At 69.0% G+C, this 25601-nt stretch carries 20 protein-coding genes; 13 read left to right on the top strand and 7 right to left on the bottom strand.

Going from position 1 to position 25601, the window contains the following annotated elements:
• Positions 1-342: 342 nt before the first annotated feature.
• Positions 343-1680, top strand: coding sequence for an MATE family efflux transporter (locus tag ACZ4Z4_RS31885; RefSeq protein ID WP_468335072.1), 1338 nt, complete (start codon positions 343-345; stop codon positions 1678-1680).
• A gap of 88 nt (positions 1681-1768) precedes the next feature.
• Here ACZ4Z4_RS31885 and rplI read toward each other — a convergent pair whose 3' ends face one another.
• The 4 genes from rplI to rpsF form a co-directional block, all read right to left on the bottom strand.
• A complete protein-coding gene (rplI, locus tag ACZ4Z4_RS31880) occupies positions 1769-2215 on the bottom strand; it encodes a 50S ribosomal protein L9 (RefSeq protein ID WP_150185080.1) in 447 nt (148 codons plus the stop codon).
• Positions 2216-2233: 18 nt separating this feature from the next.
• Positions 2234-2470, bottom strand: coding sequence for a 30S ribosomal protein S18 (rpsR, locus tag ACZ4Z4_RS31875; RefSeq protein WP_003949403.1), 237 nt, complete (start codon positions 2468-2470; stop codon positions 2234-2236).
• Positions 2471-2557: 87 nt separating this feature from the next.
• On the bottom strand, positions 2558-3154 hold the full coding sequence (locus tag ACZ4Z4_RS31870) for a single-stranded DNA-binding protein (RefSeq protein ID WP_150169892.1): 597 nt from the start codon (positions 3152-3154) through the stop codon (positions 2558-2560).
• A gap of 78 nt (positions 3155-3232) precedes the next feature.
• Positions 3233-3523 carry a 30S ribosomal protein S6 gene (gene rpsF, locus ACZ4Z4_RS31865; RefSeq protein WP_016644628.1) on the bottom strand — a complete coding sequence of 97 codons (291 nt, stop codon included), beginning with the start codon at positions 3521-3523 and terminating at the stop codon, positions 3233-3235.
• Between the two features lie 265 nt (positions 3524-3788).
• On the opposite strand from rpsF, the gene ACZ4Z4_RS31860 reads away from it, so the two are divergent.
• The 3 genes from ACZ4Z4_RS31860 (at position 3789) to ACZ4Z4_RS31850 (ending at position 6470) form a co-directional block, all read left to right on the top strand.
• Positions 3789-4103, top strand: a complete 315-nt coding sequence (locus ACZ4Z4_RS31860; protein ID WP_468335069.1) for a hypothetical protein — start codon at positions 3789-3791, stop codon at positions 4101-4103.
• Positions 4104-4251: 148 nt separating this feature from the next.
• Positions 4252-5373, top strand: coding sequence for a lipid II:glycine glycyltransferase FemX (locus ACZ4Z4_RS31855; RefSeq protein WP_362988283.1), 1122 nt, complete (start codon positions 4252-4254; stop codon positions 5371-5373).
• Between the two features lie 65 nt (positions 5374-5438).
• On the top strand, positions 5439-6470 hold the full coding sequence (locus ACZ4Z4_RS31850; protein WP_468335066.1) for an alanine racemase: 1032 nt from the start codon (positions 5439-5441) through the stop codon (positions 6468-6470).
• A 126-nt stretch (positions 6471-6596) separates the two neighbouring features.
• On the opposite strand, the gene ACZ4Z4_RS31845 is transcribed toward ACZ4Z4_RS31850, so the two are convergent.
• Together ACZ4Z4_RS31845 and ACZ4Z4_RS31840 are read right to left on the bottom strand one after the other, a co-directional pair.
• Entirely contained in the window at positions 6597-8063 is a 1467-nt protein-coding gene (locus tag ACZ4Z4_RS31845) for a glycosyltransferase family 87 protein (RefSeq protein WP_468335063.1), read from the bottom strand.
• Between the two features lie 134 nt (positions 8064-8197).
• The gene (locus ACZ4Z4_RS31840; RefSeq protein WP_468335060.1) at positions 8198-10987 is read right to left on the bottom strand and encodes a transglycosylase domain-containing protein; all 2790 of its coding nucleotides are present in this window, start codon (positions 10985-10987) and stop codon (positions 8198-8200) included.
• Between the two features lie 373 nt (positions 10988-11360).
• On the opposite strand from ACZ4Z4_RS31840, the gene ACZ4Z4_RS31835 reads away from it, so the two are divergent.
• The 4 genes from ACZ4Z4_RS31835 to ACZ4Z4_RS31820 all read left to right on the top strand — a co-directional run bounded on the left by ACZ4Z4_RS31835 (position 11361) and on the right by ACZ4Z4_RS31820 (position 15153).
• The gene (locus ACZ4Z4_RS31835) at positions 11361-12047 is read left to right on the top strand and encodes a PadR family transcriptional regulator (protein WP_468335057.1); all 687 of its coding nucleotides are present in this window, start codon (positions 11361-11363) and stop codon (positions 12045-12047) included.
• A gap of 59 nt (positions 12048-12106) precedes the next feature.
• On the top strand, positions 12107-13189 hold the full coding sequence (locus ACZ4Z4_RS31830) for an inositol-3-phosphate synthase (protein ID WP_468335054.1): 1083 nt from the start codon (positions 12107-12109) through the stop codon (positions 13187-13189).
• A gap of 79 nt (positions 13190-13268) precedes the next feature.
• Positions 13269-14525 (top strand): MFS transporter, encoded by a 1257-nt coding sequence (locus ACZ4Z4_RS31825; RefSeq protein WP_468335051.1) that lies wholly within the window; start codon positions 13269-13271, stop codon positions 14523-14525.
• 115 nt (positions 14526-14640) lie between these two features.
• Positions 14641-15153: an LppU/SCO3897 family protein gene (locus ACZ4Z4_RS31820; protein WP_468335049.1), complete on the top strand. Its 513-nt coding sequence runs from the start codon at positions 14641-14643 to the stop codon at positions 15151-15153.
• A gap of 138 nt (positions 15154-15291) precedes the next feature.
• On the opposite strand, the gene ACZ4Z4_RS31815 is transcribed toward ACZ4Z4_RS31820, so the two are convergent.
• Positions 15292-16758: a CCA tRNA nucleotidyltransferase gene (locus ACZ4Z4_RS31815; protein WP_468335047.1), complete on the bottom strand. Its 1467-nt coding sequence runs from the start codon at positions 16756-16758 to the stop codon at positions 15292-15294.
• Positions 16759-17019: 261 nt separating this feature from the next.
• Here ACZ4Z4_RS31815 and ACZ4Z4_RS31810 point away from each other — a divergent pair, with 261 nt between their 5' ends.
• From ACZ4Z4_RS31810 to ACZ4Z4_RS31790, 5 genes are all read left to right on the top strand, one after another.
• Positions 17020-19428 (top strand): DUF6049 family protein, encoded by a 2409-nt coding sequence (locus ACZ4Z4_RS31810; RefSeq protein ID WP_468335044.1) that lies wholly within the window; start codon positions 17020-17022, stop codon positions 19426-19428.
• Between the two features lie 46 nt (positions 19429-19474).
• Positions 19475-21946, top strand: a complete 2472-nt coding sequence (gene murJ / locus ACZ4Z4_RS31805) for a murein biosynthesis integral membrane protein MurJ (RefSeq protein WP_468335041.1) — start codon at positions 19475-19477, stop codon at positions 21944-21946.
• Between the two features lie 118 nt (positions 21947-22064).
• The gene (locus tag ACZ4Z4_RS31800; RefSeq protein WP_468335038.1) at positions 22065-23777 is read left to right on the top strand and encodes a protein kinase family protein; all 1713 of its coding nucleotides are present in this window, start codon (positions 22065-22067) and stop codon (positions 23775-23777) included.
• Between the two features lie 42 nt (positions 23778-23819).
• A complete protein-coding gene (sigM, locus tag ACZ4Z4_RS31795) occupies positions 23820-24554 on the top strand; it encodes an RNA polymerase sigma factor SigM (RefSeq protein WP_468335035.1) in 735 nt (244 codons plus the stop codon).
• Positions 24551-25501, top strand: a complete 951-nt coding sequence (locus ACZ4Z4_RS31790; RefSeq protein WP_468335032.1) for an anti-sigma factor family protein — start codon at positions 24551-24553, stop codon at positions 25499-25501. Before sigM ends, ACZ4Z4_RS31790 begins: the two co-directional genes overlap by 4 nt.
• Positions 25502-25601: the final 100 nt, after the last annotated feature.

Here is a 25601-nt window from a genome sequence, read left to right as displayed (position 1 = left end):
CGAGGTCGTACGACGAGGCGGGCGCCGGACCACGGTAGGCCTGTGGGCACCGTCAGCCAATCTGGTTATCCACAGGCGGTGTGGATGACGGGCCCGATGCTGTGGAGAACTCCGCCAAACCTGTGCACGGCCCGGTGGACAGCCCTGTGAACAAGCCCTCAGCCTCTCCGACAAAGCACCTCTGACCTGCGACTTTCCCATCCACCGGCTGTGCAGAAGAAAAACTTTCCCACTCGGACCAAGATCGTCGCAAAACGCGTCCGACGAGGCGTGGGACCACAGCTCAGGTAAGGGTTGCTAGAACGTTGCATCTCTTACCTGTGGAAGATTACATTGGTGCCCATGACACAGGCTCCCGCGGCGCCCAAGGCCGCTCGGCGACGGCATGACCGAGAGATCATCGCGCTCGCCGTACCCGCCTTCGGCGCGCTCGTCGCCGAGCCCCTCTTCGTCCTCGCCGACAGCGCCATCGTCGGGCATCTCGGCACCGCCCAGCTCGCCGGTCTCGGCGTCGCCTCGGCGCTCCTCACCACAGCGGTGAGCATCTTCGTCTTCCTCGCGTACGCCACTACGGGCGCCGTCGCCCGCAGGGTCGGCGCAGGCGACCTCCAGGCCGCCATCCGGCAGGGCATGGACGGCATCTGGCTCGCCCTGATCCTCGGAGCCGCGGTCATCGCCGTGGTCCTGCCCACCGCGCCCGCCCTGGTGGAGCTGTTCGGCGCGTCCGACACCGCGGCCCCCTACGCCATCACCTATCTGCGGATCTCCTCGCTCGGCATCCCGGCCATGCTCGTCGTGCTCGCCGCCACCGGTGTGCTCCGCGGCCTCCAGGACACCAGGACCCCGCTGTACGTCGCGATCGGCGGCTTCGTCGCCAACGCCGTCCTCAATGTCGGTCTGGTCTACGGCGCCGATCTCGGCATCGCCGGCTCCGCCTGGGGCACCGTCATCGCCCAGTGCGGCATGGCCGCCGTCTACCTCTACGTCGTCGTCCGCGGCGCCAAGCAGCACGGCGCCTCGCTGCGGCCCGACGCCGCCGGAATACGGGCCTGCGCCCAGGCCGGAGCGCCGCTCCTGGTCCGGACGCTCTCGCTGCGGGCCATCCTGATGATCGCGACCGCGGTGGCGGCCCGCCTCGGTGACGCCGACATCGCCGCCCACCAGATCGTTCTGTCCCTGTGGAGTTTGCTGGCCTTCGCGCTCGACGCCATCGCCATCGCCGGCCAGGCGATCATCGGCCGCTATCTGGGCGCCGACGATCCGGACGGCGCACGCGCCGTCTGCCGCCGCATGGTGCAGTGGGGCATCGCCTCGGGAGTCGTCCTCGGCGTGCTGGTCGTGCTCGCGCGGCCCGTGTTCATCCCGCTCTTCACCGGTGACGGCGACGTCCAGGACGCGGCCCTGCCCGCCCTCGTCGTCATCGCGCTCGCCCAGCCCATCTGCGGCATCGTCTTCGTTCTGGACGGCGTCCTGATGGGGGCGGGCGACGGCCCGTATCTCGCCTGGGCGATGATCGTCACGTTGGCCGTCTTTACGCCCGTCGCCCTGCTCGTACCGACCTTCGGCGGTGGCCTGACCGCGCTCTGGGGAGCGATGACGCTGATGATGGCGGTCCGGATGCTGACGCTGTGGCTGCGCTCCCGCTCCGGCCGCTGGCTCGTCACGGGCGCCACACGCTGAACCCTGCCGCTGTTTCACGTGAAACACGTTGGGCCGCACCCCAGGGGGTGCGGCCCAACGATTGCTTCAGCTCTGCCAAGCGCAGTGCTTAGGCGGAGACGACCTCGACGTTGACCTTCGCGGCAACCTCGGGGTGCAGACGCACGGACGTCGCGTGGGCGCCCAGGGTCTTGATCGGCGCGCCCAGCTCGACACGGCGCTTGTCGACCTTCGGGCCACCGGCAGCCTCGATCGCCGAAGCGATGTCAGCCGGGGTGACGGAACCGAAGAGACGACCGGCGTCGCCGGAGCGGACGGCCAGGCGGACCTTGACGCCCTCGAGCTGGGCCTTGATCTCGTTGGCCTGCTCGATGGTCGCGATCTCGTGGATCTTGCGAGCACGACGGATCTGCTCGACGTCCTTCTCGCCACCCTTGGTCCAGCGGATCGCGAAGTTCCGCGGGATCAGGTAGTTGCGGGCGTAGCCGTCCTTGACGTCTACGACCTCGCCGGCGGCGCCGAGGCCGGAGACCTCGTGGGTGAGGATGATCTTCATTAGTCGGTCACCCTTCCCTTATCGCGCGGTGGACGTGTAGGGCAGCAGCGCCATCTCACGGCTGTTCTTCACGGCCGTGGCGACGTCACGCTGGTGCTGCGTGCAGTTGCCGGTCACGCGGCGGGCACGGATCTTGCCGCGGTCGGAAATGAACTTCCGCAGCATGTTCGTGTCCTTGTAGTCCACGTACGTGACCTTGTCCTTGCAGAAAGCGCAGACCTTCTTCTTAGGCTTGCGCACAGGCGGCTTCGCCATGGTGTTTCTCCTGTGTGATCAAGAAGTGGGGTTACGGCCCACCCTCGGCCCGGAGACCTGAAAGCCCGAAGGCTCAGGCGCTGGGGCTTAGAAGGGGGGCTCGTCCGAGTAGCCGCCACCGGAGCCGCCGGAGCTTCCGCCCCAGCCGCCACCGCCGCCGCCCTGCTGCTGGCCGCCGCCGGCCGGCGCACCGGTCGCCCAGGGGTCGTCGGCGGGAGCACCGCCGCCACCCTGCTGCTGACCGCCGCCGGAGCCACCGCCCCAGCCGCCGCCCTGCTGGCCGCCGCCACCGCCGCCGTAACCGCCCTGGCCGCCTCGACCGGTGGTCTTGGTGACCTTGGCCGTGGCGTTCTTCAGGCTGGCGCCGACTTCCTCGACGTCCAGCTCGTAGACCGTGCGCTTGATGCCCTCACGGTCCTCGTAGGACCGCTGCTTCAGCCGGCCCTGCACGATGACGCGCATGCCTCGCTGGAGCGACTCCGCGACGTTCTCCGCCGCCTGACGCCAGACCGAGCAGGTGAGGAAGAGGCTCTCGCCGTCCTTCCACTCGTTCGTCTGGCGGTCGAAGGTGCGGGGGGTGGACGCGACACGGAACTTCGCGACCGCCGCACCGGAGGGGGTGAAGCGCAGCTCGGGGTCGTCGACAAGATTGCCGACGACCGTGATGACGGTCTCGCCTGCCATGGGGGAACCTCTCGGCGGGATTGCTGCTGGCTGCTTGTTGCTGCTACTCGATTCCCGGGTGCCGCTGAGCTAGAAAGCTCAGTGCATCTCGGGACGGAGGACCTTGGTCCGGAGGACCGACTCGTTCAGGTTCATCTGTCGGTCGAGCTCCTTGACGACCGCAGGCTCGGCCTGCAGGTCGATGACCGAGTAGATGCCCTCGGGCTTCTTCTTGATCTCGTAGGACAGACGACGACGGCCCCAGGTGTCGACCTTCTCGACCTTTCCGTTGCCCTCACGGACGACGGAGAGGAAGTTCTCGATCAGCGGGGAGACAGCGCGCTCCTCGAGATCGGGGTCGAGGATGACCATCACTTCGTAGTGACGCATGTGGAACCCACCTCCTTTGGACTCAGCGGCCACGGTCGTTCCGTGGCAGGAGGGTCGTGATGCGTACGCAACGGTATCGGCCGCCACTGACAATCGGCTCCCGCGAGCGGGGGCTCATGCCGTGGCCAGGGCAGACACCGGTGCAGACGGTACAGAGTACCCGCACCGAGGCTTCCGGTTGAAATCCGGCGGGGGACGGGCAGAATCTGTACACATCGGGTGTGTATGGCGCTACGATGCGCCGCTTCCGCAGGAGGTGCCTCACATGGCACAGGTAATGCGACCGAACACCGCCACTTCCCTCTTCGCCACGGACGGCAAATCCCATCCGCTCCAGGACGCGCTGCTCGGCGTGACCCTGGTGCTCGGGGCGATCGCCTTCGTGACGGCGATGTTCCACAACCTCCATCTGATCAGCTCGTGGGCCGGCCTCATCGGCATCGCCACGGGTGCGTACGGCCAGCTCATCTCGGCGACGACCCGTGAACGCTTCGGTCTGATCCTGGGCCTCGGCGCTTCGGCGATCGGCTTCTTCCTGGGCATGGCGCACGGCGGACTCTTCGGCGGAATCGTCGGCTGACGGCCTCGCGGGTCCCCGGCCGCACGCGCGGGCCGGGGGCCCGAGTTCCGTACGCCCAGACGGGGCGCTCGCGGGGCGCAGTAGGCTTCGGCGCGAGAGCCGGAGCCCCTGTACCCATGGGGACACACCAGCCCGAGGAGCGCCCCGAATGAGTCTGACCCTGAGGACCATCAGTCGCGAGCAGCATCTGGCGTATATCCAGACACTGCCGTCGGCGAGTCATTGCCAGGTCCCCGCATGGGCTGACGTGAAGAGCGAATGGCGCTCGGAGAACCTGGGCTGGTTCGACGACAGGACCGGCCAGCTCGTCGGTGCCGGCCTGGTGCTCTACCGACAGCTGCCCAAGCTGAAGCGTTACCTCGCGTACCTGCCCGAGGGCCCGGTGATCAACTGGTACGCCCCGAATCTCGACGAGTGGCTCCAGCCGATGCTGGCGCATCTGAAGCAGCAGGGCGCCTTCTCCGTGAAGATGGGTCCGCCGGTCGTGATCCGCCGCTGGGACGCTCCGGCGATCAAGGCCGGAATCCAGAACCCGGACGTGAAGCGGCTGCGGGACGTCGAGGCGACGTACATCGAGCCGCGGGCCTTCGAGGTCTCCGACCGGCTCCGCCGGATGGGGTGGCAGCAGGGTGAGGACGGCGGCGCCGGCTTCGGTGACGTGCAGCCCCGCTTCGTCTTCCAGGTGCCGCTGGCCAACCGCTCCCTGGACGAGGTCCAGAAGGGCTTCAACCAGCTGTGGCGGCGCAACATCAAGAAGGCCGAGAAGGCCGGTGTCGAGGTCGTCCAGGGTGGCTACTACGACCTCCCCGAGTGGCAGCGGCTCTATGAGATCACCGCGGTGCGCGACAAGTTCCGTCCGCGGCCCCTCGGCTACTTCCAGCAGATGTGGCAGGCCCTCAACTCCGAGGACCCCAACCGCATGCGGCTGTACTTCGCGCGCCACAACGGCGTGAACCTGTCGGCCGCGACGATGCTGGTCGTCGGCGGGCACGTCTGGTACTCCTACGGCGCCTCGGACAACATCGGGCGTGAGGTCAGGCCCTCGAACGCGATGCAGTGGCGGATGCTCCGCGACGCGTACGCCATGGGTGCCACCGTCTACGACCTGCGCGGCATCTCGGACTCGCTGGACGAGACCGACCACCTCTTCGGTCTGATCCAGTTCAAGGTCGGCACCGGCGGTGAGGCCGCCGAGTACATCGGCGAGTGGGACTTCCCGCTCAACAAGCTGCTGCACAAGGCGCTCGACATCTACATGTCGCGTCGCTGATCCCGCACAATTCCTTCCATCACTCCGATACACCGCAGGCACGAGAAAGGTTCCGGGATCCAGCCATGGCGCTCACGCTCTATGTCGACACCGCGCGCTGGCGGGCACACCAGAAGCACCTGCTGGAGCAGTTCCCGGGCATCGTCCCGGTCTGCAAGGGCAACGGCTATGGCTTCGGTCATGAGCGCCTCGCCGAGGAAGCGACGCGCTTCAGCTCCGACATCCTCGCCGTGGGCACCACCTACGAGGCCGCCCGGATCAAGGACTGGTTCAGCGGCGATCTCCTGGTCCTGACGCCCTTCAGGCGGGGCGAGGAGCCGGTGCCGCTGCCCGACCGCGTCATCCGGTCCGTGTCGTCGCTCGACGGCGTGCACGGCCTCGTGGGCGCCCGCGTCGTCATCGAGGTCATGTCCTCGATGAAGCGCCACGGCGTCAGCGAGCAGGAGCTTCCGCAGCTGCACGCCGCCATCGAGGACGTACGCCTCGAAGGTTTCGCGATCCACCTGCCGCTGGACCGCACCGACGGCTCGGACGCCGTCGAGGAGGTCATCGGCTGGATGGACCGCCTGCGCGCGGCCCGGCTACCGCTGCACACGATGTTCGTCAGCCACCTCAAGGCTCACGAACTCGCCCGGCTCCAGCAGCAGTTCCCGCAGACCCGCTTCCGCGCCCGTATCGGCACGAACCTCTGGCTGGGCGACCACGAGGCCACCGAGTACCGCGGCGCCGTCCTCGATGTCACCGCTGTCGCGAAGGGGGACCGCTTCGGGTACCGCCAGCAGAAGGTCGCGTCCGACGGCTGGCTGGTCGTGGTCGCCGGCGGCACCTCGCACGGTGTCGGCCTGGAGGCCCCGAAGGCGCTGCACGGCATGATGCCGCGCGCCAAGGGTGTGGCCCGCGCGGGACTCGCGACGGTCAACCGCAACCTGTCGCCGTTCGTCTGGGCGGGCAAGCAGCGCTGGTTCGCGGAGCCGCCGCACATGCAGGTCTCGATCCTCTTCGTCCCCTCCGACGCGCCGGAGCCGAAGGTCGGCGAGGAACTGGTGGCCCACCTGCGGCACACCACCACGCAGTTCGACCGGATGGTCGACCGCTGAGACGGACCGCAGACCGCTGAGACGGACTGATCCAGCACGCGGAAGGGCCGGTACGACGACGAGTCGTACCGGCCCTTTCACATGCCGAGTCCGCGTACAGTCCGCACACAGCCCGCTCCTGTTCGCTCAGAGCGAACGAGGCGCCCGGTCCTCGGCCCCCAGGACGAAGACGTCCCGCGCGCCGTCCAGAGCACCCCCCGAGGGGTCGTCGTCACCGGCCTGCCGCACCACGTCCCGCTCCGGCAGCAGGATGTCGCGTACGACCACGGCGCACAGGTACAGCGTCCCCAACAGGTGCACGGCGATGGCCAGTTGGTAGCCCTCGGCCGGCAGGCCCTTGTGGGCGTCTCCGCTCGTCGTGTACGCCAAGTACATCCAGATCCCCAGGAAGTACACGACCTCGCACGCCTGCCAGACCAGGAAGTCGCGCCAGCGCGGCCGGGCGAGGGCGGCGAGGGGGATGAGCCACAGGACGTACTGCGGCGAGTAGACCTTGTTGGTGAGGATGAAGGCCGCGACCACCAGGAAGGCGAGCTGCGCGAAGCGGGGACGCCGCGGTGCCATGAGGCCGAGCGCGCCGACGCCCAGGCAGGCGAGGAGCATCATCGCTGTCGCCAGGGTGTTGACCGTGTCGGTCGTCAGCGGAGAGTCCATGCGCTGGGAGAGGATCAGCCAGAAGGACCCGAAGTCGACGCCACGCTCCTGGCTGAACGTGTAGAACTTCGACCAGCCGTCGCTCGCGAGCAGCATCACCGGCAGGTTGACGAGCAGCCAGGCGCCCGCCGTGCCAAGGAGCGCGGTCCCGAACTCCCGCCATTTGCCCGCGCGCCAGCACAGGATCAACAGCGGCCCGAGGATGAGCACGGGATAGAGCTTGGCAGCCGTCGCGAGCCCGAGGAGCACACCGAAAGCCAGCGGACGCGCGCGTGACCACATCAGCATCGCGGCGGCCGTGAGAGCCACGGCGAGGAGGTCCCAGTTGATGGTGGCCGTCAGCGCGAAGGCGGGGGCGAGAGCGACGAGCAGAGCGTCCCAGGGACGGCGCCGGTGGGTCCGCGCGACGCAGACGGCGATGACCGCGGTGCAGGCCATCAGTATCCCGGCGTTGACCATCCAGTAGATCTTTTCCTGGTGCTGCATGGAGCCGCTGCCGGGAGTGACCCAGGAGGCCACCTCCATGAACACCCCGGTGAGGACCGGGTACTCGAGGTACTCCATGTCGCCGGGCAGCTTGTCGAAGTACGGCACGAGACCGTCGGCGAAGCCGCGTCCCTGGTAGAGGTGCGGGATGTCGGAGTAGCACGCGTGCGTGTACTGCGAGCTCGCTCCGAAGAACCACGCGCCGTTGTAGCACGGCATCTTCTGGATCATTCCGAGTGCGAACATCCCGAGCGCGACGAGTACGACGACGCGGACGGGAGTCCACCACGTCGCCGCGAACAGCACTCTCCGGCCGACCGGGCCCCCGATCAGCTCGCTGCCGGCCCGGGCGACCTCGTCCTCCTTCGTGGGCCGTACCGGCTCCGGCTCCTGGCTCACAGGCTCGTACACGCTCGTGTGCGGCGTCTCTGCGCTGGGGTCTGCACTGGGCATGCCCGCCATCCTGCCGTACGCGACTGAGAACACGGAGAGGGCCGTCGCACCCATCGGTGCGACGGCCCTCGTTTCACGTGAAACATCCGCGGGGATGCCTCGGCGGCCCGCCGGATCGCCCCGGCGGGACCGGCTCAGCCCCTGGGGCCGGAGATGAAGCCGCCGCCGCCCCCGTTCTCGTTGCCGTTGTTCCCCGCGCCACCGGCCGGATCCTGTGTCGGTGGCGGTGACTCCCCGCCGGGTCCGCCGTCGACGCCGCCGTCGGCGGCACCGCCGTTCTCCTGGCCACCGTCGTGGTTGCAGTCCCAGTCCAGCGGCTCGCAGGACTCGCCGGGGTCGGGCGTCTCCGTCGGAGGCTTCGAGGACTCGGTCTCCGTGGGCGTCGGTGACATGGTCTTCTCCGGCTCCTCCTCGGTCTCCGTCGGGGACGGCGGCGGGGGCGGAGTCTCACCGACCACCTTGCCGATCGGCCCGGGCACCGGGAAGTTCATCACGCGCGTCCCCTTGAGCGCCTGCTCCATGTAGTCCTGCCAGATCTGCGCGGGGAACGAGGCGCCGTGAATCTTCTTCTCGCCGCCCGTGCCGAACATCTCCAGGAACTTGCGCTGCTTGTTGCTCTCGTCGTCGTCGAGCCGGTACATGCTCACCGCCGTCGACAGCTGCGGGGTGTAGCCGACGAACCAGGCCGACTTGTTGCCGTCGGTCGTACCGGTCTTGCCCGCTACCGGACGGCCGGAGAGCTGGGCCGAGGTACCCGTGCCCTTGTCCACGACGGTCCGCAGTACGTCGGTGACGTTGTCGGCGACCTCCGCGTCGAAGGCCTGCTTGGTCTCCTTCTCGTGCCGGTAGACCGTGTCGCCCTCGTGCTCGACCTCCGTGACCGAGTACGGCTCGTTCTGCTTGCCGCTCGCCGCGAAGGTGGAGTAGGCCCCGGCCATCCGGATGGCGCTCGGCGACGAGGTGCCGAGCGAGAAGGACGGGTAGGTGGCACCGGCCATGGAGCTGTCGTCCTTGAGGCCTGCGTCCATGGCGGCCTCCTTCACCTTGTCCAGGCCGACGTCCATGCCGAGCTGCACATAGGCCGAGTTGACCGACTCCCTCATCGCCTCACGGAGATCGATCTGGTAGCTGGGAGGGTTGTACGACTGGTCTCCGTCGTTCTTCTGGTTCCACTGGTTGCCGTCGCGGTCCGTCCAGACCTGCCCGTTGTACTTCTGGATCTTGAGCTCGTTCTTGCCGCTGTACAGGCTCTTCGGGTTGACGATGGTGCGCTCGACCGCGGTCTGCTGTTCCGGGCCGTCCGGGTTACGCACGCCGTATTTGAACGCGGCGGCCAGCACGAACGGCTTGTACGTCGAACCGACCTGCGCACCGGTCTGGTCCGCGTTGTTGGTGAAGTGCTTGGTCGCGTCCTCACCGCCGTAGATGGCCTTGATCGCGCCGTCCTTCGGGTCCACGGAGGCGCCGCCGAACTGGACGTGCGTGTCCTTGTCCGGACGCAGCTTCGGCTTGATCTTCTCCTTGCGGACCTTGTTCACCGCCTGCTCGAGCTCCTTGACCTTCTTCCTGTCGAAGGTCGTGTGGATCTCGTAGCCACCCTGCTGGAGCTGCTCGGCGGTGATGTTGGTGTTCCTGATGACGTACGCCTTGGCCAGGTCCACGAGGTAACCGGTCTGGCCGGCCAGGTCCACGTTCGAGCGCGGGTTCTGCAGCTTGGGGAACTCCGTGTACTTGGCCCGCCGCTCCTCGGTCAGGTGGCCGTCCTTGACCTCCTCGTCGAGGATCCACTTCCAGCGCTTCTGGGCGCGGGCGGTGTTGTCGTCCTTGTTGGCGGCGGGGTCGATCTCGGGGTAGCCGGCGGGGTCGTAGTACGTGGCGCCCTTGAGCACCGTGGCGAGGAGAGCGCACTGGCTGGGGTCCAGCTCGCTGGCTTCCTTGCCGAAGTACGCCCGCGCGGCGGCCTGGATGCCGTAGGCACCGCGCCCGTAATAGGCGGTGTTGAGGTACCCCGCCATGATGTCTTCCTTGGAGACCTGGCGGCCGACCTTTATGGAGATGAAGAGCTCTTTGAACTTCCTGCTGAACGTCTGCGACTGATCGCCGAGGCGCGCGTTCTTCACGTACTGCTGGGTGATCGTGGAGCCACCCTGGGTCTGCCCGCCCTTGGCCATGTTGACCAGGGCACGCGCGATGCCCATCGGGTCGACGCCCTTGTCCTTCTCGAACGTCTTGTTCTCCGCCGACATCACGGCGTAACGCATCTCCGCGGGGATGTCGTCGTAGTCGATGATCTGGCGGTTGCGCTCACCACCGGTCGCGACCATCTGCTTGCCGTCGGCCCAGTAGTAGACGTTGTTCTGGGCCTTGGCCGCCTTGTCGACCTCCGGCACCTCCACCAGTGCGTACGCGATGCCGGCGACGGCCATCAAGCTGCCGAGGAAGCCGATGAACATGCCGGTGACCAGACGCCACGACGGGACCCAGCGGCGGGCGCCGCTCTTGCCCGCGCGCGGGTAGTCGATGAACCGCTTCTTACCCGGCGGCTCGGCGCCACGGCCCCTGCCGCGTCCTGCGCCGCCCGGGCCGCCTGCCCCGCCACCGCCGCCGCCACGACGGCCACCACCTGCACCGCGCCCACCCCCGTCGGGCGCCCTGCGGCGGCTGCCGCCCGTGCCGACGGAACCGCTGCGCTGCGCGGCGCGCCGGGCCTCGGCGCGGCCACCATAGGGGCGGCCCCCTTCGTCATGGGCTCCGGAACCGGACGTCCCATAAGAAGGACCGGGCGCCCCATAGGAAGAAGAGGGCGATCCTGTGTCGCTTCGCGGGGCCGCGCGGCGGCCCGATGGCGCTCCTGGGGCGCTGCGCCTGGCCGCGGCGCGTCCGCCGCCCTGCGGCTGCGGCGGTTTGCGACGGTGCTCGCTCATCGAACGATTACTCCTCGGGCAGGCGCAGCTGTCCACGCCTGGAAACGGCGGCTGGTTTCCGGTCCCCCCGAAATGCGGATGTGTCCGTTCCGGAACCCACCCGCACTACACCAGGGACGACGACGCTCTCATGCGTCACTTGGTTCCCGGCGGCATGCATGGCGCACAGACTACGCACCGTCAAAACCCTCGTAGAGCCGAAGTTCACCCCAAAACAGGCAAGTTACTTCCTACGAATCGGTGATGTGACGCCGTTCACCGTGCCCCCTCTTGTCTCAACCGGATCGCCGTTCTATCGTCTCGATGTATCGAGTCGATACATCAGCTCGGCATAAAGGCCGTACTGAGGGACCGTGGCAGACGGGAGGCGACGATGAGCAGGCGCTCCGGCATCCTGGAATTCGCCGTGCTCGGGCTGCTCAGAGAGTCCCCGATGCACGGCTATGAGCTGCGTAAACGCCTCAATACATCGCTGGGAGTGTTCCGCGCCTTCAGTTACGGGACGCTTTACCCCTGCCTCAAGACGCTGGTCGCCAACGGCTGGTTGATCGAGGAGTCGGGCGGCAGCCCCGACGACGCCCTCGCGGCTCCGCTCGCGGGGCGTCGCGCCAAGATCGTCTATCGGTTGACGGCGGAAGGTAAGGAGCACTTCGAGGACCTGCTCTCGCAGACCGGCCCCGACGCGTACGAGGACGAGCACTTCGCCGCCCGCTTCGCCTTCTTCGGGCAGACCTCGCGAGACGTGCGGATGCGGGTGCTCGAGGGCCGCCGCAGCCGCCTCGAAGAGCGCTTGGAGAAGATGCGCGCCTCCCTGGCCCGTACCCGGGAGCGCCTGGACGACTACACGCTCGAACTTCAGCGGCACGGCATGGAGTCCGTGGAGCGCGAAGTGCGCTGGCTGAACGAGCTCATCGAGAGCGAGCGGGCGGGGCGGGACCAGCAACGGTCCGCCCCCGGCAGCTCCGCTCAGCAGAACAGCACATCTGGGGAGTCGGCGGGCCTGCCCCGGCGGCGGGAGAACGACCCGCCGCCGGATCCGTCCGATGACCCCAATAAGTGAGACCCAGCGTTCCGCGGGGTTTCATCCCGAATACCGAGATCACACAGGGAGCAACCGGAATGGGTTCGGTTCGCGTAGCCATCGTCGGCGTGGGCAACTGCGCCGCCTCGCTGGTCCAGGGCGTCGAGTACTACAAGGACGCCGACCCGGACACGAAGGTCCCGGGCCTGATGCACGTCCAGTTCGGCGAGTACCACGTCGGTGACGTCGAGTTCGTCGCCGCCTTCGACGTCGACGCGAAGAAGGTCGGCCTCGACCTCTCGGACGCCATCGGTGCCAGCGAGAACAACACCATCAAGATCTGCGACGTGCCGAACAAGGGCGTCACGGTTCAGCGCGGCCACACCCTCGACGGCCTGGGCAAGTACTACCGCCAGACCATCGAGGAGTCCGACGAGGCCCCGGTCGACGTCGTCCAGGTCCTCAAGGACCGCGAGGTCGACGTCCTCGTCTGCTACCTGCCCGTCGGTTCCGAGGACGCCGCGAAGTTCTACGCGCAGTGCGCCATCGACGCCAAGGTCGCGTTCGTCAACGCCCTGCCGGTCTTCATCGCCGGCACCAAGGAGTGGGCGGACAAGTTCACCGAGGCCGGTGTCCCGATCGTCGGCGACGACATCAAGTCGCAGGTCGGCGCCACCATCACGCACCGTGTGATGGCGAAGCTGTTCGAGGACCGCGGTGTCCGTCTCGAGCGCACCATGCAGCTGAACGTCGGCGGCAACATGGACTTCAAGAACATGCTGGAGCGCGACCGCCTCGAGTCGAAGAAGATCTCGAAGACGCAGGCCGTCACCTCGCAGATCCCCGACCGCGAGCTGGGCGAGAAGAACGTCCACATCGGCCCGTCGGACTACGTCGCGTGGCTCGACGACCGCAAGTGGGCGTACGTCCGCCTCGAGGGCCGCGCCTTCGGTGACGTCCCGCTGAACCTGGAGTACAAGCTCGAGGTCTGGGACTCCCCGAACTCCGCGGGTGTCATCATCGACGCTCTCCGCGCCGCGAAGATCGCCAAGGACCGCGGTGTCGGCGGCCCGATCCTCTCCGCGTCGTCGTACTTCATGAAGTCCCCGCCGGTGCAGTACTTCGACGACGAGGCCTACGACAACGTCGAGAAGTTCATCAAGGGCGAGGTCGAGCGCTAAACAGCTCTCTCCTTTGTGCTTGTCGAGGGTCCTCGGGCATTCCGCCCGGGGGCCCTCCTCGTATGTGAGGCTTGGCCCCATGGCTGTCGTCGGTGACCTGCGGATACTGCTGCGACTGCGGGACTTCCGGAGGCTCCTCGCCCTACGGCTGATCTCCCAGGGAGCCGACGGCGTCTATCAGGTCGCGCTCGCCACCTACGTCGTCTTCTCCCCGGAGAAACAGGCCTCGCCCGGAGCGATCGCCTCCGCCATGGCGGTGCTGCTCCTTCCCTACTCGCTGATCGGCCCGTTCGCAGGCGTCCTCCTCGACCGCTGGCAGCGCCGCCAGGTCTTCCTGTACGGCAATCTCCTGCGGGCCGCCCTGGCCTCCGTGACCGCCGTGCTGATGCTGAGCGTCGTCGCCGACTGGCTCTTCTACGTCTCCGCCCTCTGCGTCACCGCCGTCAACCGCTTCGTCCTGGCCGGCCTCTCGGCCGCGCTGCCCCGGGTGGTCGACGCCGACCGCCTGGTCATCGCGAACTCCCTCTCGCCGACCGCGGGCACGCTCGCCGCGACCCTGGGCGGCGGACTCGCCTTCGTCGTACGCCTGGTGGGGCCGGACTCGGACGCGGCGGTGGTGCTTGTCGGGGCGGTCCTGTACCTCTGCGCGGCCCTCGCCTCGCTGCGCATGGCCCGTGCACTGCTCGGCCCCGACCCCGACCTGGTGCAGCCTCGGCTCGCGGCCGCCCTCGCGGGCACGGCGCGCGAGCTGCGGGCGGGGGTCCGGCACCTGCTACAGCGTCCCGCGGCCGCCCGCGCGCTGGCCGCGATGACGGTGATGCGGTTCTGCTACGGCGCGCTGACGGTCATGGTCCTGATGCTCTGCCGGTACGCCTGGTCGTCGACGGAGTCCGACGGGCTCGCGCTGCTCGGCCTGGCCGTGGGGTTCTCCGGCGCGGGATTCTTCGTGGCGGCCCTGGTGACGCCCTCGGCGGTGGGACGGCTGGGGGCGGGCGGCTGGATGGTGGCCTGCGCAGGAGCGGCGGCGGTCCTCGAACCTGCACTCGGGCTCACCTTCGCGCCCGTCCCCCTCCTCATCGCCGCCTTCGTCCTCGGTCTGACGACCCAGGGCGCGAAGATCGCCACGGACACGGTGGTGCAGTCGGCGGTGGCCGACGGCTTCCGAGGCCGGGTCTTCTCCCTCTACGACGTCCTCTTCAACGTCGCGTTCGTGGGTGCGGCGGGGGTCGCCGCGCTGGTGCTGCCGCCGGACGGACGGTCGGTTCCGCTGGTCATCGGGGTGGCCCTGCTCTACGCGGCGATTGCTGGGGCTATGGCACGTTTTGACGCGCAATAAGTGTCACATCAATGCCACAGAGTCCCTCTGGGCTACAGAGATTCCGTCCCACCCGGATAACTTACGGGCGTCGTATTCGCGCCATCGCGCTCTCGTTCGAGGGGGACCCCCAAAAGTGACCACTCCGCCGCCCCAGGGCCAGACTCCGTACCCGCCCCAGGGCCAGAACCCCTATGGCCAGCCCCAGGGCGGCGTTCAGCAGGCCCCGACGGCCCCGTACCCGGCTCCGCAGGGCCAGCCGGGCGCACCGCAGCCGTACCCGCCCTTCAACCAGGGTGGACCCGTTCCCCCGGCGCCGGCCGCTCCCCGTGGGCGTGGCAAGAAACTGCTCCTGCGTATCGGCGGCTTCATTCTGGTCGCGATCCTCATAGCCGTCGGCAAGTGGTACCTCGGCAAGAGCGACGCGGAATCCACCTCGGTCGGCAGCTGCATGCACAACGAGGGCACGCAGATCTCGCCGGACCTCAAGGAAGTCGACTGCTCTTCGAGCGAGGCCGAGTTCAAGGTCGTCGAGAAGTTCGACGGCACCAGCGACAGCAGCAAGTGCGAGGCCGTCAAGAGCTCCGAGGTCGCCTACTTCCAGCAGGGCAAGGGCCACGACGTCGTGCTCTGCTTGAAGAAGGCTTAGTACTTGAACAGGGCTTAGCAGTAGACCGCCGAGGGGCGTTGTTTCACGGTTTCACGTGAAACAACGCCCCTCGGCGTATTCGGGATGGCGGGGTAGCGGATGTTTCACGTGAAACCGTGAGGCACCCGCTGTCCCTACTCAGTCCTGCGCGGCCCACCACTCCTTGAGCGCCGCGGCCGCCGCGTCCCGCTCCATCGGCCCGTTCTCCAGGCGCAGCTCCAGCAGGAACTTGTAGGCCTTGCCGATCACCGGGCCCGGGCCCACGTCCAGGATCTCCATGATGGCGTTGCCGTCGAGGTCGGGGCGGATCGAGTCCAGCTCCTCCTGCTCCTGGAGGCGTGCGATGCGCTCCTCCAGGCCGTCGTACGCGCGCGACAGGGCGTTCGCCTTGCGCTTGTTGCGCGTCGTGCAGTCCGAGCGGGTCAGCTTGTGCAGACGCTCCAGGAGCGGGCCCGCGTCGCGTACGTAGCGGCGTACGGCCGAGTCCGTCCATTCCCCCGTGCCGTAGCCGTGGAAGCGCAGGTGGAGCTCGACCAGGCGTGAGACGTCCTTCACCAGCTCGTTGGAGTACTTGAGCGCCGTCATCCGCTTCTTGACCATCTTGGCGCCGACCACCTCGTGGTGGTGGAAGGAGACGCGGCCGTCGCTCTCGAAGCGCCGTGTCCGCGGCTTGCCGATGTCGTGGAGCAGCGCGGCGAGCCGCAGCGTCAGGTCGGGGCCGTCCGTCTCCAGCGCCATCGCCTGTTCCAGGACGATCAGCGAGTGGTCGTACACGTCCTTGTGGCGGTGGTGCTCGTCCCGCTCCAGACGGAGCGCGGGCAGCTCGGGCAGGATGCGCTCGGCGAGGCCCGTCTCCACGAGGAGGGCGAGGCCCTTGCGCGGGTGTGCGGAGAGGAGCAGCTTGTTCAATTCGTCCCGGACCCGCTCCGCGGAGACGATGTCGATGCGCTCGGCCATCGCCTTCATCGCCGCGACGACGTCCGGCGCCACCTCGAAGTCCAGCTGCGCGGCGAAGCGCGCGGCCCGCAGCATGCGCAGCGGGTCGTCGGAGAAGGAGCCCTCAGGGGTGCCGGGGGTGCGCAGGACACGCTCCGCCAGGTCCTCAAGACCACCGTGCGGGTCGATGAACTCCTTCTCGGGGAGCGCCACGGCCATCGCGTTCACCGTGAAGTCACGGCGCACGAGGTCTTCCTCGATGGAGTCGCCGTAGGACACCTCGGGCTTGCGCGAGGTCCTGTCATACGCCTCCGAGCGGTACGTCGTCACCTCGACCTGGAAGCTCAGGTCTTCGTCTCCGACGCGGGCGTCCTTCTGGCTGCCGACCGTGCCGAAAGCGATCCCGACCTCCCACACCGCGTCGGCCCACGGCCGGACGATCTTCAGTACGTCCTCGGGGCGGGCGTCGGTCGTGAAGTCCAGGTCGTTGCCGAGCCGGCCCAGAAGGGCGTCCCTGACCGAACCGCCGACCAGGGCGAGGGAGAACCCGGCCTCCTGGAAACGGCGGGCGAGGTCGTCCGCGACAGGGGACACACGGAGCAGTTCGCTGACCGCGCGGCGCTGCACCTGGCTCAGTGCGCTGGGGTTCTCTTCATTGGCGTTCGGCACAACAGAAAAGGGTACGTGCCCCGGCCGCCCGGGGCCGACCCGATTCCCGCCGGGCCCCACAGGGCTCGTGCCGCCGCTCGGGCCCGCCTTCTGATCCAGTGGAGCGTCGGCTCATGATCACGTGGCGCGTCAGCTCTTGAACCCGTGGAACGTCCGCTTCTGATCACGTGGAGCAGTCCGCGGCACTTCGCCACAGCGCGCATCGTTACCATGCGTGGACGCACAACCGACGACCACTGACGACGAGGGACGGGCGAACGCGTGGCCGAGGCGGCAGACTTCCCGGGGACGAGCCCCTCACCTGCCCGCCGGTGGCTGCGGCGCACCGCAGCACTGCTGGTGGGTACCCCCTTGCTGGCCGGCCTCCTGCAGGCCCCGGCAGGGCCCGTGGCGCAGGCCGCCGCGCCGAGCACCCAGGCCGGGACGGCCGTGTCGGGCGCGAAGGCCGACGCCACCGGCTCTCGCACCGTCGACGTGTCTCTGGACTCGCTCACCCCCACCGCTCCCGGTGAGGGCGACACACTCACCGTTTCGGGCACGGTCACCAACAACGGCAAGCAGACGGTGACCGACGCCCAAGTCGGACTGCGCGTCGGCGCGCCTCTCACCAGCCGCAGCGCCATCGACAGCGCGGCGAAGCGCACGGGCTTCCAGCCGGGGGCCGAGGGCAGGGAGATCGGCGGGAAGTACGTCGAGAAGATCTCCAGGCTCGCACCGGGCGTGCGGCAGGACTTCAGCATCTCCGTACCGGTGAAGGCGCTGTCCCTCGGCACCGACGGCGTCTACCAGCTGGGGGTCGCCCTCACCGGGCAGAGCGCCGCCCAGCCCTACCCCCAGGTGCTCGGCATCGAGCGGACCTTCCTGCCGTGGCAGCCCGACGCCGCCGGCACGAAGACGAAGACCACGTATCTGTGGCCGCTCACCACCTCCACCCACCTCACGGCGAAGACCGGCTCCGACGACCAGCAGACACCCGTCTTCAAGAACGACGACCTGGCCGACGAGCTCGCCCCGGGCGGACGCCTGGAGCAGCTCCTCTCCCTCGGCAGCCGCCATGACGTCACGTGGGTCATCGATCCGGATCTGCTCGCCTCGGTCGAGGCCATGACGAAGAGCTACCGGATCGAGAACCCGGACGGGAAGACGAGCAGGGCGGGCAGGCACCAGTCCGTCGCCAATCAGTGGCTCAACGACCTCCAGGCCGCCGTCAAGGGCAAGAAGGTCGTCGCGCTGCCCTTCGCCGACCCCGACCTCGCGTCGCTCGCGCACACCGGCAAGGCGGTCGGCGGCTCTCTCGGGCACCTCAAGGAAGCCACCGAAGTAGGCGCCAAAACGGTGTTGACGATCCTGCAGGCGAAGCCGACCACGGACTTCGCGTGGCCCGCCGACGGGGCGGTCGACCCGTCGATCGTCGACGTCGCCACCTCCGCGGGCGCCCATACGGTGATCGCCCGCAGCGACAGCCTCCGTGAGACCGGCGGCCTGTCGTACTCGCCGACCGCGGCCCGGCCCATCGGCGGCGGCACCACCGCCGTGGTGGCCGACGCCCGCCTCTCCACGGCTTTCCAGGGCGACATGACGGACGCCGGGAACTCCACGCTCGCCGTCCAGGAGTTCCTCGCCCAGAGCCTCATGATCAACCTGCAGGATCCGGACAACCAGCGGAGCATCGTCGTCGCGCCGCAGCGCATGCCCTCCGTCAGCCAGGCCCAGGCCATGGAGAAGGCGCTGAGCGCCCTCTCCGACGGAAAGTGGTCGCAGTCCGAGAGCCTGACCGCCGCCGCCAAGGCCAAGCCGGATCCGCGGGCGACCACCCAGGTCCCGTCGGCCGGGACGTACCCCGCCTCGCTGCGCAAGCAGGAGCTGCCGCGGAAGTCCTTCGTGACCATCCAGGCCACCCAGGACCAGCTGGAGAGCTTCCAGGTGATCCTCACGGAGCAGGACCGCGTGGTCACCCCCTTCGGGCGGGCCATAGACCGGGGGATGTCGACGTCCTGGCGCGGTCGCACGGTGGAAGCGACGGCCTACCAGGACAGCGTCAAGAACTATCTGCGGAATCTCACCAAGCAGGTGGCCCTGATCCAGAGGTCCGACGCGAAGCTGTCCGGTCGCAGCGCCACCATCCCCGTGTCGGTGCAGAACAACCTCGTGCAGGGCGTCGACCATCTCGTCCTGCGGCTGTACTCGCAGAACCCCACGCGCCTGAAGATCGGCGACGGGCAGTTCGAAGAGAAGCCGATCAAAATCGCGGGCGGCCACTCCCAGTCCGTGAAGTTCACGACCACCGCCAACGCCAACGGCCCCGTGCCGGTGTACGCGCGGCTCTACACGGAGGACGGCAAGCCCTACGGGGACGTCGTGCGCTTCGACGTCAACGTCACCGAGGTCACCCTCACCGTGATGCTCGTCATCGCGGGCGGTCTCCTGCTGCTCGTGCTCGCCGGGTTCCGGATGTACACCCAGCGCAAGCGGGCGGCCCGCAAACTGGCCGAGGAGGGCCCGGGCCAGGACCCGGAGGAGGGCTCGGGCGACGGCCCGGAGACGGGCCCCGACGGCGAGTCCGGCAGCGGATCCGGGACGGACGACCCCGAGCAGCCGAGTGACCCGACCCCGGACACCGCTCCCGAAAGCACCGACCCATCGGACACGGGTGAGAGAGTGGACCGTTGAGCGATGTCGTGGCCGGTGGGCCCGGGGACGATGAGGTGGGGTAACCATGAACGCGCCGTACGACGGTGACCGTGGCCAGGGCGCGGGCGGTTCGGCCTCGTCCGAAGGCCCGCCGCCCGGCTCCCCCGAGCACGGGCAGGTGCCGCCGCAACCGGCGCCGGACGTGTATCTCCAGGACGCCTATGACCAGGACCCCTACCGGGCGCAGGACCTCTCTGCCCAGGACCCGGTGACCGAGGCGCTCTACGACCGCGCGGCGCACCCCCCGCCGCCGCCCGGCACCTATCAGCAGCAGCCGCTCTACGCCCAGCCGCCCACCCCCGAGCACGCCCCCGACCCTCGCGTGTGGGCCCAGCCCCCGGCCCCCGAGCCGGAGGGGCCGACCCGGCATCTCCCCTACGGCGACGACGCCCGTACGACGCAGTTCGTGGGCGTCGACGACCTGGTCACCCAGGCCGGCGAGGAGTACCACGAGCGGGACGCCTTCGCCCATCTCTTCCGCGACCAGCATGCCAGTGGCTACCACGGTCAGCAGGGCGCCTACCAGCAGGACGAGTACCAGCAGGGCGGCTATCAACAGGGTGGCCACCAACAAGGCCAGTACCCGCAGGGCCAGTACCCGCAGGGTGAGTACCAGCAAGGCGGTTATCCCCAGGGGACCGGCTATCCCCAAGGCGCCGGCTACCCCCAGGGGGGCGCCTACCAGCAGGGCCACGGCTATCAGCAGGGGGACGACCACCAGCAGAGCCACGGTTATCAGCAGCCCACCGACGGCGGCTACCCGCCCGCCGTCGAGCAGCCGCTCGTGCCGGGCCCGGCGGCCGCCCCCGTGCCCGCTCCCGCTCAGGCACCCGCGGCCGCGCCCGCGCCCGCCGCCAAGTCCGGCGGCCGCGCGGCGAGCCTGCTGAAGTCCAGCGCCCTCATGGCCGCGGGCACACTGGTCTCGCGGCTCACCGGCTTCATCCGTTCCGCCCTGATCGTCTCGGCGCTCGGCGTCGGTCTGCTCGGCGACACCTTCCAGGTCGTCTACCAGATCCCCACGATGATCTACATCCTCACCGTGGGCGGCGGCCTCAACTCGGTGTTCGTACCGCAGCTGGTGCGCTCCATGAAGGAGGACGAGGACGGCGGCGAGGCGTACGCCAACCGCTTGCTGACGCTCGTCACGGTGGCGCTCGCCGCACTCACCGTCCTCGGCATCGTGCTGGCCCCGCAACTCGTGCGGGTGATGTCCGTCCCCGTCGCCAACGACGCGGCGGCGACCGACGTCGGCACCACCCTGCTGCGCTACTTCCTGCCCTCGATCTTCTTCATGGGCATCCACGTGGTGATGGGCCAGATCCTCAACGTCCGCGGCAAGTTCGGCGCGATGATGTGGACGCCGGTCCTCAACAACATCGTCATCATCGCCACGCTCGGCATGTTCATCTGGGTCTACGGGACGGCGGAGACGTCCGGCATGAACGTGCGGAGCATCCCGCCGGAGGCCGAGCGCCTCCTCGGCGTCGGTGTCCTGCTCGGTCTCGTCGTGCAGGCCCTGGCGATGATCCCGTACCTGCGCGAGACCGGTTTCAAGCTGCGTCCGCGCTTCGACTGGAAGGGCCAGGGCCTGGGCAAGGCCGCCAAGCTCGCCAAGTGGACGATCCTGTTCGTCCTGGCGAACCAGGCGGGTGCCCTCGTCGTCACCCAGCTCGCCACCGCCGCCACGGTCGACCAGCCGGAGACGGGCGGCATCGGTTTCGCCGCCTACGCCAACGCCCAGCTCATCTGGGGGCTCCCGCAGGCCATCATCACGGTCTCCCTGATGGCGGCGCTGCTGCCGAGGCTGTCCCGCTCCGCGAACGACGGGGACACCGGCTCCGTCCGGGACGACATCTCCCAGGGCCTGCGCACGACGGCTGTCGCGATCGTGCCGATCGCCTTCGGGTTCGTCGCACTCGGCATCCCGATGTGCACCCTGATCTTCGGTTCCTCGGGCAGCCCGCAGGCCACGAACATGGGCTTCATGCTGATGGCCTTCGGCCTCGGCCTGATCCCCTACTCCGTGCAGTACGTCGTGCTGCGTGCCTTCTACGCCTACGAGGACACGCGGACGCCGTTCTACAACACGGTCATCGTCGCCGCCGTGAACGCCGCCGCCTCCGCGGCCTGCTACTTCGTCCTGCCGACCCGCTGGGCCGTCACCGGCATGGCAGCCGTCTACGGCCTCGCGTACGCCATCGGCGTGGGTGTCGCCTGGCGACGGCTGCGGAAGCGGCTCGGCGGCGACCTGGACGGCTCTCGCGTCCTGCGTACGTATGCCAGGCTCGGTATCGCCTCGCTGCCCGCGGCGCTCCTCGGTGGCGGCGCCGCGTACGCGGTCACGCAAGCGCTCGGACAGGGCGTTGTCGGATCGCTGGCCGCACTTGTCGCGGGCGGTGCCGTGCTGCTCGGTGTCTACTTCATCGCCGCGAAGCGCATGCGCATCGAGGAGCTCAACTCCATGGTCGGAATGGTCCGCGGCCGTCTCGGTCGGTGAGATCAGCGAGTTCGCACAACCATCGTCGGCCACCGTGTGTCGTGCATAGCGCCGGACTGTGGGCACAATTGGCTTTGGCGTCTGACGAAGCGCAATGGATGGGGAGGCAGGAACGACGGTGGCGGAACGGAGCACGGCTGCCGTCGACGTGGCAGACAACAGCGGTGATGAGCCGCTGACCGCCAAGGCGGAGCAGCCCACGGCCGACGGGGAGGCCCAGACCCGGGAGCGGGACACGGCAGCAGACGAAGAGGCGGCGGAGACAGACAGGTCCACGAGGCCCGGGGCGTCCTCACCCCCAGAACTGCACAGCGGTCACAAGCTCGCCAGACGCTATCGGCTTGAAGAGTGCGTCACCCGTCTGGACGGTTTCAGCAGTTGGCGTGCGGTCGACGAGAAGCTGCGCCGGGCTGTCGGCGTGCACCTCCTGCCCGCCGACCATCCGCGGGCCCGCTCGGTCCTCGCGGCGGCCCGTTCGTCGGCGCTGCTCGGCGACCCGCGCTTCGTACAGGTACTGGACGCCGTCGAGGAGAACGAACTCGTCTACGTCGTCCACGAGTGGCTTCCGGACGCCACGGAGCTCACCGCTGTCCTCGCCGCGGGCCCGCTCGAGGCACACGACGCCTACCAGCTCGTCAGCCAGGTCTCCCAGGCCATGGCCGCCGCGCACCGTGAGGGCCTCGCACACCTGCGGCTCACCCCGAGCGCCGTACTGCGCACCTCCACGGGCCAGTACCGCATCCGCGGCCTCGCCGTGAACGCCGCGCTGCGCGGGATCAGCTCCGAGACCCCGCAGCGCACGGACACGGAGGCGATCGGCGCTCTCCTGTACGCCGCCCTGACCCAGCGCTGGCCGTACGAGGACGACGCGTACGGCCTCTCCGGGCTGCCCAAGGGCGTCGGGCTCATCGCCCCCGACCAGGTGCGCGCAGGCGTCCACCGGGGCCTTTCGGAGCTCGCCATGCGCGCGCTCGTCAACGACGGGGCGACCGCTTCACGCCAGGAACCTCCGTGCACGACGCCGGAGGAGCTGGTGAAGGCCATCGGCGAGATGCCCCGCATCCGTCCGCCGGAGCCCGCTTTCACCGCGCCGCCCGAGTACCAGCGCACCACGTACCAGCAGGGCACGTACGGCCGCCCCGCGGCCCACCCCGGGATCACTCAGCCCGTGCCCGCCCCGCCGCCCCCGCTGCAGAGCCGAACCGGCAGGGTCCTCAAGTGGGGCGTCTCCGCGCTGCTCATCGCCGCCCTCGGCCTCGGCAGCTGGCAGCTGGCGGACGCCCTGATGGACCGCGAGAACTCCAGTGACCCGGGCAAGACGCACACCACGACGGGTGGTGACAAGGGACAGCCCAAGCCGAAGAAGCGGGTCAGCATCAAGAACGGCCAGGAGCTCGTCCTGGAGGGCAAGGCCCAGGACCCGGAGAACGTCCCTCACACCTTCGACAAGGACCGCACATCCCTCTGGCGCACGAAGACCTTCGAGGAGGGGCCTCGGCTCGCCCCGTACAAGCCCGGCGTCGGTATCGTCTACGACCTCGGCTCGGAACAAGAGGTCTCCGAGGCGTCGGTGTCCCTTCTGTACGGGGGCGACCACACCACGGTCTCGCTGTACGCCACGGATGCGCTGTCCCCCTCGACGGGCATCGAGTCCATGAAGAAGATCGGCACGGCCACCACGACCAGCACCACCGTGAAGATCAAGGCCAAGAAGGCCGTGAAGTCGCAGTACGTGCTCCTCTGGGTGACCGACGTCCCGAACTCCGGCATCGACGGGTACTACGGAGCCGGGTACAAGCAAGCCATCAAGGACGTGCAGCTCAAGGGCTGAGGAATCGGCCCGCCACAGCTCACCGGGGGAGGGGGTTCGACGGTGGACAGCGCCGCGCACGGCGACCTGAGCGATCAGGACCTCCTCGCCGCTCATGTCGCCGGCGACAAGGACGCCTTCGGCGAGCTGGTGCGGCGCCACCGCGACCGGCTGTGGGCCGTCGCGCTGCGCACCCTGGGGGACCGCGAGGAGGCCGCTGACGCGGTGCAGGACGCCCTGGTCTCCGCCTACCGCGCGGCGCACACGTTCCGTGGGCAGTCCGCGGTGACGACGTGGCTGCACCGCATCACCGTCAACGCCTGCCTCGACCGAGCGCGCAAGGCGGCCTCCCGCAAGACCTCGCCGATCGATGACACCGAGCGCCTCGAGCAGCTCCTGGAGCCGGAGGAGTCGGCTGCGGCTCCGGTCGAGCGGGGCGACCTCCACCGGGAGCTCCTGGAGGCCCTCGGCACCCTTCCCCACGACCAGCGCGCCGCTCTCGTGCTGGTCGACATGCAGGGCTACCCGGTGGCCGAGGCGGCCCGCGTCCTCGACATCCCCACGGGCACGGTCAAGAGCCGCTGCGCGCGCGGCAGAGCCAGACTGCTGCCGCTGCTCACTCATCTGCGTACGGGGCCGCCTCCGCGCGACGAGGACCGCGGTGCCGAAGAGGGGAGCAAGAAGTCCGGCCCGGGAAGGAACCGGGCGCAGGGGGCATCCGTCCCACCGGCAGCAGGGCCACGGGACACAGGACCAAGCGATTCAGCTGCCGTGAAGGGCGGAGGTGGGCGAGCGTGACAACCGCGACCGACTCGGCGGGCGGGCACCCGGACGTCGCCGAGATCTCCGATCTGACCGAAGGCCTGCTCCCCCCTTCCCGCACGAGCGACGTGCGGCGGCACCTGGACAGCTGTGAGCTCTGTGCCGACGTCTACGCCTCTCTGGAGGAGATCCGGAGCATGCTCGGTACGCTGCCGGGTTCTCCACGCATGCCGGACGACGTCGCCGGACGCATCGACGCGGCGCTCGCCGCCGAAGCGCTGCTGGATTCCACCAGCCCCGAAGACCTTCCCTCCGAGGACCCTGTGTCCGAGGCCGTGGCGGTCGCGGCTTCGTCGTCCACTTCCCGCCCGGCGTCCGCCGCCGCGCGTGTTTCACGTGAAACAACGTCCACCTCCACTCCGTCAGGGACGACGGACCGCCCTGCGGGCCATTCCCGTGCGGCCACCGGCCCAGGGCGCGGCAGCCGCCTGCGTCGCACGCGCCGACGCACCGCGGCGCTCGGCGCCGTCTTCACCGCGGCCGCCATCGGCCTCGGCACTCTGCTGATCCAGACCATGGGCGGCGACTCCGGCGGGACGGCCGGCACGCCTCCGGACCGGCGGGACACCGCGAACTCCTTCTCCGAAGAGAAGCTCGGGGGCCGCGTCGCGGATCTCCTCAAGAAGAACTCCGGCAACGGGACCGGCGAGATCGACACCCGCTCCAGTCCGCTGTCGCCCAAGGACACGTCCCCGATGCGCACGGTCCAGGTGCCGGACTGCATCCAGCGCGGCGTCGGGACCAAGACACCACTCGCCGCCGAACAGGGCTCGTACGAGGGCAAGCGCGCCTACCTCGTCGTGGTGCCCCATGACTCGGACAGCACCAAGGTGTCCGCGTACATCGTCGACGCCGCCTGCGTGGGCAAGTCCTCACCCACTGCGGGCAAGGTCCTCGCGACGCACGCCTACCCGCAGAGCTGACGCCACGACCGACGGTCCTGTGGCCCATGGCACTCCTCGTCCTGACGCACTTCCGTGCGCGCGGACACGTCCGGGAATGCAAGCGCCGTAGGATCCGTTG

It is taken from the genome of Streptomyces sp. NPDC030245 (assembly GCF_055572995.1).
This window is presented reverse-complemented; position numbering and strand designations above follow the sequence as displayed.

Excerpts from the sequence above, each read along its gene's own strand:
- ACZ4Z4_RS31850 (WP_468335066.1), top strand. The coding sequence starts at position 5,439 with ATGGCGCTCACGCTCTATGTCGACACCGCGCGCTGGCGGGCACACCAG.
- ACZ4Z4_RS31870 (WP_150169892.1), bottom strand. The coding sequence starts at position 3,154 with ATGGCAGGCGAGACCGTCATCACGGTCGTCGGCAATCTTGTCGACGAC.
- rpsF (WP_016644628.1), bottom strand. The coding sequence starts at position 3,523 with ATGCGTCACTACGAAGTGATGGTCATCCTCGACCCCGATCTCGAGGAG.
- ACZ4Z4_RS31840 (WP_468335060.1), bottom strand. The coding sequence starts at position 10,987 with ATGAGCGAGCACCGTCGCAAACCGCCGCAGCCGCAGGGCGGCGGACGC.
- ACZ4Z4_RS31845 (WP_468335063.1), bottom strand. The coding sequence starts at position 8,063 with ATGCCCAGTGCAGACCCCAGCGCAGAGACGCCGCACACGAGCGTGTAC.
- ACZ4Z4_RS31855 (WP_362988283.1), top strand. The coding sequence starts at position 4,252 with ATGAGTCTGACCCTGAGGACCATCAGTCGCGAGCAGCATCTGGCGTAT.
- rpsR (WP_003949403.1), bottom strand. The coding sequence starts at position 2,470 with ATGGCGAAGCCGCCTGTGCGCAAGCCTAAGAAGAAGGTCTGCGCTTTC.
- rplI (WP_150185080.1), bottom strand. The coding sequence starts at position 2,215 with ATGAAGATCATCCTCACCCACGAGGTCTCCGGCCTCGGCGCCGCCGGC.
- ACZ4Z4_RS31860 (WP_468335069.1), top strand. The coding sequence starts at position 3,789 with ATGGCACAGGTAATGCGACCGAACACCGCCACTTCCCTCTTCGCCACG.
- ACZ4Z4_RS31835 (WP_468335057.1), top strand. The coding sequence starts at position 11,361 with ATGAGCAGGCGCTCCGGCATCCTGGAATTCGCCGTGCTCGGGCTGCTC.
- murJ (WP_468335041.1), top strand. The coding sequence starts at position 19,475 with ATGAACGCGCCGTACGACGGTGACCGTGGCCAGGGCGCGGGCGGTTCG.
- ACZ4Z4_RS31825 (WP_468335051.1), top strand. The coding sequence starts at position 13,269 with ATGGCTGTCGTCGGTGACCTGCGGATACTGCTGCGACTGCGGGACTTC.
- ACZ4Z4_RS31830 (WP_468335054.1), top strand. The coding sequence starts at position 12,107 with ATGGGTTCGGTTCGCGTAGCCATCGTCGGCGTGGGCAACTGCGCCGCC.
- ACZ4Z4_RS31885 (WP_468335072.1), top strand. The coding sequence starts at position 343 with ATGACACAGGCTCCCGCGGCGCCCAAGGCCGCTCGGCGACGGCATGAC.